A 7306-nucleotide genomic window follows, 5' to 3' on the forward strand; every position below is an offset into this window, starting at 1 on the left:
CCACCCGTCACCGGTGTGGCAGTCTTCCCGCCATGGCATTGACCGGATCCGAGGTGGACGCGGCGCGTGGCGAGACCGGCGAGGCCGGCGGACGGGTACGCGTCGATCCGATCCGACCCCTGGCCGTCACGATGATCGTGGTCAGCGTGCTGTGGCGGGCGCAGATCGCCTCCCGCGGCTACCTCGCGGCCGACGACTACGTGCTGGTCACGCAGTCCACCGAATCGGCCCTCACCCCGGATTTCCTGCTCAGCCTCTACAACAACCACTTCATGCCGGGCGGACGGCTGCTCACCTGGCTGGTCACCGACGCCTTCGGGCTCACCTACTGGCCGTACGTGCTGTTGATGGCCGCCGGTCAGGCGGTGCTCTCCGTCGCGTTCTACCGACTGCTGCGGGACCTGCTGCGACCGAGCCGCCTGCTGCTCGTCCCGCTGGGGATGTTCCTGTTCAGCCCGCTGACTCTGGAGGCCACCTCGTGGTGGGCGGTGGGCGCGAACATGCTGCCCATGGAGCTGAGCATGGTGCTCGCCCTCGGTGCCCAGCTCAGGTACGTCCGCACCGGTCGCAAGCGCCACCTGCTGTCGCTGGTCCTCTCCGTGCTGCTGGGTCTGCTGTTCTTCGAGAAGGCTCTGCTGGCCGTACCCCTGGTCTTCCTCTTCACCGTCTGCTTCTTCACCGACGGCGGTCCGGTCCGCTCGGTGCTGACGGCGCTGCGCCGCTGGTGGCCGTCCTGGCTGGTGCTGACCGCGCTGGTCGGCGCGTTCGCCGCCGTCTACCTGGGGCGCGCCGAGTCGTCCGTACGCCGGCCGGAGTCGGTGGAGGAGGTGCTGTCGTTCTTCACCCAACTCTTCGGTTCCACGCTCGTGCCCGGACTGCTGGGCGGCCCCTGGGGCTGGCTGGGCGCGGGAGACGGGTCGCCGGTGGTCGCACCGCCCGACCTCGGTCGCTGGATCGCCTGGGCGGTCTTCGCCGCGCTGATCGTGCTGACCGTGAAGCGGGACCGCCGGGCCACCCGGGCATGGGTGCTGCTCGGCAGCTACCTGATCCTCGTCACGGCGCTGCTGGCGGCCACCCGGCTCGGCTCGGTCTTCTCCGGCGTCGCGGGCGGGGTACCCCGCTACGTCAGCGACGCCGTGGTGGTCGCCGCCCTCTGCGTCGGCGTGGCCCTCGTCGGGATCGCCCGATCAACGCCCTCCGGCGGCGAGCCGACCGACAACGAGTCAACTCCGCCCGCGGGGTCTCCGGCACCGCCCGCCGACGCGGAGCCGGCCGCGGCGCTGAGCGGGGTGGCGCCCAGGGCGCCGCGCTCGGAGCCGTCGCCGGCCGCACCGCGCTCCGTGGTCGCGGCCCACTCGTCCCGGGCCGGTGTGATCCACGCCGAAGCCCCGGACGACCCGGACCCCGGCCCGGCCGGCGAACCGACGACCGAGCCGGACACCCCACTCGACCCGGAGCAGGCACCGGAGCCCCGGCCGACGGCAGGGCCGAGGCCCCCGGCGGAGCGCGCGCCGGAAACCACCGCAGCGTCCCCGGCCAGTCGAGGCGAGCGGCGGCCGTCGACGCCCCCACCGCCGGACTGGCTGGGGCCGGTGCCCGAGCGGTACCGCGAGGTGGTGACGGCTGGTCTGGCGCTGCTGCTGGTGGCCGCGATGTTCGGCACGGTCTGGACCACGTCGCGCTACGGCGACGAGTGGGCGAAGAAGTACGGCCGGTCCTACCTCGACACGGCCCGGATCGAGCTGGCCAGCGCCCCGCCCGGCACCGTCTTCTTCGACACGCCGCTCCCGAGCGAAGTCCTGTCGAATCTCTCCTGGCCGTACAACTACCAGTCCCGGTTCTTCGCGGCCGCCGGCTCGCGTCCGGAGTTCGTGACCGAGACGGAGAACGCCTCGATCCTGGACGGCCTCGGGCGGGTGCAGGTGGCCACCATTCAGGGCAGCAGCATCGTCCCGGGTCCGCAGGAGGGCTGCGGTTACCTGGTGACGCCCGGCCAGACCGTCCGGATGCCGCTGGACAAGCCACGGCACCACTGGGACTGGATCGTCCGTATCGGCTACCTGAGCTCGACCGATGGCATGGCCGTGCTGCGGTTCGGGCAGGGCAGCCACACGTTCCCGGTCAAGAGGGGCCTGAACCAGCGCTTCTTCGAAATCACCGGCGGTGACGACGCGGTGGAGCTGACGGTGACCGGCTCGGACCTGACGCTCTGCACGAACGAGATCACCATCGGCGACCTGGTGCCGAAGCCCGAGTGACCACCGAAGAGCCCCGGCTGGTGGCGGAGGTGACCCGGCCCGACTCGGCGAAGCGCCCGGCCCGCGACAAGGGGGTCGTACGGCTCGGTGTCGCGGGCGCGGCCGTCACCGCCGCCACCATGCTGACCAACGGCCTGGCCTACCTGGTCCCCATGCTCGGTGCCCGGCAGCTGACCGCCTCCGACCTCGGCGCGCTGGCCACGGTGCTCGCGCTCGGCGCCATCGCGGCAGTGCCCGGGTTCGGCCTGCAGATCGCGGTGGCGGCCCACCGCGCCAGGTGGGGGTCCAGCGGGACGACACGACTGGCGCTGCGTACCGCCGCGTTCACCGCCGGGGTGACCCTCGCCGCGGCACCGGTGCTCACCCTGGCGCTCCGGCTTCCGGTCGCACTGACCCTGCTGCTCGCCCCGACCACCTTCGCCACTGTGCTGGCCGGTCGCTGGCTCGGCGAGCTTCAAGGTGACCAGCGGTTCCTGCGGCTCTCGGGCGCGATGACCGGGCTCGCCGCCGGGCGTTACGGCGGGCTCATCGTCGGGCTCACCCTCGGGTGGGGACCGGTCGGCTCCCTGCTGCTCGGCATGCTCGCCGGCTTCCTCGTCCTGCCGCTGCTGGCCCGGCTCGCCGCCCCCGGCAGCACGGCCGTCAGCGGTGCCGCCCCTGAGCCGAGGGTCGCGCCCACCCCTGCCGGCGAGCAGGACCGCACACTGAGCGGCCGGCAGGTGCTGACAGCGTGCGGCGCCACCCTGGCGATGCTCGTCATCTCGTACGCCGACCTGATCCTCGCCCGCCAACTCCTACCGGCCACCGGCTCCGGCGGCTACGCGGTCGGGTCGGTGCTCACCAAGGGCGCGCTCTGGGCGCCGCAGGTGGTCACGCTGCTGGTGCTGCCGAGGTTGGCGTGGGGCGACCGGAGGGCTCGCGCGCTCGCGTTGGCGCTGATCGTGGCCTGCGGTGCGGTGCTGGTGACCGCCGCCACCCTCGCCGGTGGGCTGGCCTTCCGGCTGGTGGGCGGCGCGGACTACCTGCACCTGGCCGGCGCGGCCCCGCTCTTCGCCGCCACCGGCGCTCTCTACGCGGTGGTGTTCATGCTGGTCAACGACCGGGTGGCGACCGGTGCCCGATGGCCGGCCGCGCCGCTCTGGGTGGCCACCGCCGGCCTGGTCGGGGCGGCCCTGCTGGTGGCGCCGCGCACGGTCGAGGGCCTGCTCAGCTGCGCGCTGGTCACCGCCGCGCTGACCGCCGCCGTGATGATCTGGCTGACCGTTCGCCGTACCCGCGGCGGACCCCGGAAGGCCGGCCACCGGTGGCCGAGGGTCAGTCGCCGTCGGCCAGCCAGGCGCCCAGCAGCTGGTGATCGATCGAGTCGACCCGGCCGAGCGGACGACCGGCGGAGACCCGCTCCCGCAGCTCCGCCCGCGTGAACCAGCGGGCCTCCAGCAGTTCCACACCGTCCACCCGGACCTCGTCCGATCCGGCGCTGGCCCGGAAGCCCACCATCAGCCCGGCCGGGAACGGCCACGCCTGCGACCCCTGATAGGCCACGTCCGTCACGGTGATCCCGGCCTCCTCGGCCATCTCCCGCCGGACCGCGTCCTCCAGACTCTCGCCCACCTCGACGAAGCCGGCCAGCGTCGAGTACGCGTCCTGCGCCGCGCCCGCGTGCCGGGCCAGCAGGCAGCGCTCCGGCACACCCGGTTCGTCGGGTGCCACCACCAGCACGATGATCGCCGGTTCGATCCGGGGGAACAGCAGCCGCCCGCACTCCCCGCCGGTGCACGTCCGCACGTGCCCGCCGCCGCCAGCCACAGCAGGCGCTCCGCACGCGCCGCAGTACCGCTGCTGCCGGTGCCAGTGCAGCAACCCCCGCGCGTACGCCTGGACGGCCGCCTCGGCCGGGTCCAGCCGGCCGACCAGTGCGCGTACGTCGACGGCCCGCGCCGCACCGGCCATCTCGACGGCGGACTGCTCGCTGAGCGCGGAGAGGTCCGCGGCGAACACGGCGGCGTCCCCGTCGAGCCCCAGGAATACGGACTCGCCCGCGGCGGACCGGACGAGAGACGCCCGCTCCGCGGTCAACCGGACCGGGCCGGTCCCGTCGACGAGACAGCGGTCCCGCCACAGCGGCAGCACCACGGTGGTCGCGTCGGTGAGCAGTGCGCTCAGCCGGGCCGGATCGGTGCGCAACTCACCCGCCCGGTCCAGCCACCCGCCGCCGTACGCCAACACCCGCTCCGCAGTGTTCACAGCGCCACCGTGCCACGTGCGCGGTCCCACGCGGACATCGCCCCCGCCCCGCGCGACACGCCGGGACGACACGCGGTATCGGCACCGGTGGGCGTGCAGCCGACGAGGACGGCCGGGCATTCGTTACCGTAGGTGCCTACGGGAGGGAGGACCTCCCGCGGCACCTGGCGATCGAGGTTGCAGTGACGCTGTACGGCGAAATAAGTCCACCCGCCGACGACCGGCCCACCGTGCAGGTCACCGCGGTCACCTGGCCCGACGACGGGCCGGGGCAGGTCACGCCACCTCCCATCGGCGAGCCGGCGGGCGGCCGGCGTAGCCCCCGCCGGCTACGGATGCTCCTCGCCGCCGGCGTCACCGGCGGCGTGCTCGCCGCCGTGGCGGGCGCTGGCGCCTGGGCGTACGCCGGGGATGTTCCCCGTGGCACCAGTGTGCTCGGCGCCGAGCTGGGTGGCCGGAGCCTTACCGACGCCCACCGGGAGCTGCGGGCGGAGCTGGACCGGCGGGCGGCGGCCCTCGCCGCGCCGCTGCGGGTCAGCGTCGGGGAGCGCACGGCCGAGATCAACCCCACCGACGTGGGGCTGAACGTCGACGTCGAGGGCACCGTGGCGGCCGCAGCCGAGGCCGACGCGCACCCGGTCAGCCGACTGGTCGGCTCCCGCACCGTCGACCCGGTCGTCACCGTCGACGTGGATCGGCTGGACGTCGCGCTCCGCAAGGTGCTCGGCGACCAGGCCCGCCCGATGACGATGCCGGCGATCACCTACAAGGGCACCACGCCGAAGGTGGTCCAGCCCAAGCCGGGGCTGGCGTTCGACCCGCAGCGTTCCGCCGACGCGGTCCGCGCCGGCTGGCTGGCCGGCACCCCGGTCACCGTGCCGCTGGTGGAGAGCCAGCCGGCGACCACCGCCGAGGACTTGGACCGGCTGGTCGCCGAGCTGGCGAAGCCAGCGGTCTCCGCACCGGTCACCCTGCGCACCGATCGCGGCTCGCTGAAGATCCCGCCCGCGGCCATCGCGAAGGGCCTGCGGTTCACCGCCGACAAGGCCGGCAAGCTGACCCCGACGGTGGACGTCAAGCGGCTGCGCTCGGCGCTCGGCGACGACCTGGACGCCATCGAGGTGCCGCCGAAGAACGCGACGATGACCATTTCCGGTGGCCGACCGAAGGTCACCGACGGGCGACCGGGGCAGCAGCTGGACACCGCCACCCTGGGCCGTGATCTGCTGGCCGTGCTGCCGAAGCCGGACGGCCGCGAGGTGACCGGCGAACTGAAGCCGACACCGCCCGAGCTGACCGCGGAGGAGCTGGCCGGTCTCGGCATCAAGGAGCGGGTTTCCACCTTCACCACCCGGTTCACCGGGGGCATGGCCTCGTCGCGCAGCCAGAACATCGCCACGATCGCCAGGGAGGTGGACGGCACGGTCGTGCTGCCGGGAAAGACGTTCTCGCTGAACGGCCACACCGGCGAACGCGGCTACGCGCAGGGCTACCGGGACGCGCCGGTGATCCTGGACGGCAAGCTGGTGCCCGGTGTCGGGGGCGGCACCTCACAGTTCACCACCACGCTGTTCAACGCCACCTACTACGCGGGGCTGGAGGACGTCGAGCACAAGCCGCACTCGTACTGGTTCGACCGGTACCCGGCGGTCATCGAGTCGACCATCTTCTGGCCGAACCTGGACTTCAAGTTCCGCAACAACACCCAGTACGGCCTGCTCATCGACACGTCCTACAGGTCGAGCACGATCACCGTGTCGATCTGGAGCACGAAGATCTACGACAGCGTGAAGACGGAGTACGGGCCACGCCGCAACACCACCACGCCGAAGCTCATCCACCTCGAACCCGGCCCGACGTGCATCCCGAGCAACGGCATCAACGGCTTCACCCAGGACGCCTTCCGGGTCATCAAGAAGGGCGGGGCGGTGGTCAAGCGGGAGAAGTTCACCTGGCGCTACGACGCGGAGCCCCGCTACGTCTGCGGCCCGAAGCCGTCCTGAGCGTCGCTGATCCACCGCAGGACCCGGGTGCTGCTGCGCACCGCCGTGACCACGGCCAGCACGCTCACCCGTGAGTAGCCTGGGCGCCATGTCGGAACCCGACGACTACGTCGAGCGCGTACTCGGCGCGCTGGAGTGCTACCAGCGCGCGGTACGGCGGGTGGCGGACGACTTCGCCCGGCGCGGTGCCGTCGTGGAGCCGCTGGACGTGGACCTGGGGGATCTCGACAACCTGCTGGTCCGTTACCGCTGGCGGGGACAGCCGGGCGATGCCCTCCTGGGCAGCCTCCCGGTGACGAGCGACGTCGAGCGGGCCGTCGTCGAGTTGGCAGACCTGTTGCAGGAGAAGGAGTTCGACGAGGGTGACACGGTCTGGCCCGGCTGTGCGGCCGGCGACACCCATCCGCCGACCGCGGCTGTGGTCGACGGTGTCGCCTGCTGGCAGTGCCCGCGGGCCCAGGCGGCTCTCTCCCGGATCGGATAGCGAATGGTGATCGGCAGATTTGGGTGCGGAAATGCGTCAGGGCCACCCCAAAGGGGTGGCCCTGACCAATGTTTGTCCGGCGGCGTCCTACTCTCCCACACCCTCACGAGTGCAGTACCATCGGCGCTGGAGGGCTTAGCTTCCGGGTTCGGAATGTGACCGGGCGTTTCCCCTCCGCCATGACCGCCGTAACTCTATCGACATGTCAAACAACACCACACAGTGGTCTGTTGTTCGTTTATCGAGAGTTGCACAGTGGACGCGTAGCAGCTTAGTAGTCAAGTCCTCGGCCTATTAGTACCGGTCAACTGAACCCG

5 protein-coding genes and 1 rRNA gene are annotated in these 7306 nt (G+C 72.3%); 4 read left to right on the plus strand and 2 right to left on the minus strand.

All coding sequences use genetic code 11. The features are described 5' to 3' along the window. The first annotated feature begins 32 nt into the window (after window positions 1-32). On the plus strand, window positions 33-2258 hold the full coding sequence (locus ACWD5O_RS17240) for a hypothetical protein (protein ID WP_450085885.1): 2226 nt from the start codon (window positions 33-35) through the stop codon (window positions 2256-2258). Window positions 2259-2275: 17 nt separating this feature from the next. Then, a complete protein-coding gene (locus tag ACWD5O_RS17245) occupies window positions 2276-3679 on the plus strand; it encodes a polysaccharide biosynthesis protein (RefSeq protein ID WP_450085894.1) in 1404 nt (467 codons plus the stop codon). Here the strand turns inward: ACWD5O_RS17245 and nudC are convergent. Then, a complete protein-coding gene (nudC, locus tag ACWD5O_RS17250) occupies window positions 3573-4502 on the minus strand; it encodes an NAD(+) diphosphatase (protein ID WP_450085886.1) in 930 nt (309 codons plus the stop codon). The two genes, ACWD5O_RS17245 and nudC, sit on opposite strands and share 107 nt — an antisense overlap. Before the next feature lie 182 nt (window positions 4503-4684). On the opposite strand from nudC, the gene ACWD5O_RS17255 reads away from it, so the two are divergent. After that, window positions 4685-6505, plus strand: a complete 1821-nt coding sequence (locus ACWD5O_RS17255) for a VanW family protein (protein WP_450085887.1) — start codon at window positions 4685-4687, stop codon at window positions 6503-6505. 88 nt (window positions 6506-6593) lie between these two features. After that, entirely contained in the window at window positions 6594-6989 is a 396-nt protein-coding gene (locus ACWD5O_RS17260; protein ID WP_354963324.1) for a hypothetical protein, read from the plus strand. Between the two features lie 74 nt (window positions 6990-7063). Here the strand turns inward: ACWD5O_RS17260 and rrf are convergent. After that, window positions 7064-7180: ribosomal RNA gene (gene rrf / locus ACWD5O_RS17265) — 5S ribosomal RNA — on the minus strand. Window positions 7181-7306 lie beyond the last annotated feature (126 nt).

The sequence above is a fragment of the Micromonospora sp. NPDC005161 genome (assembly GCF_053599855.1).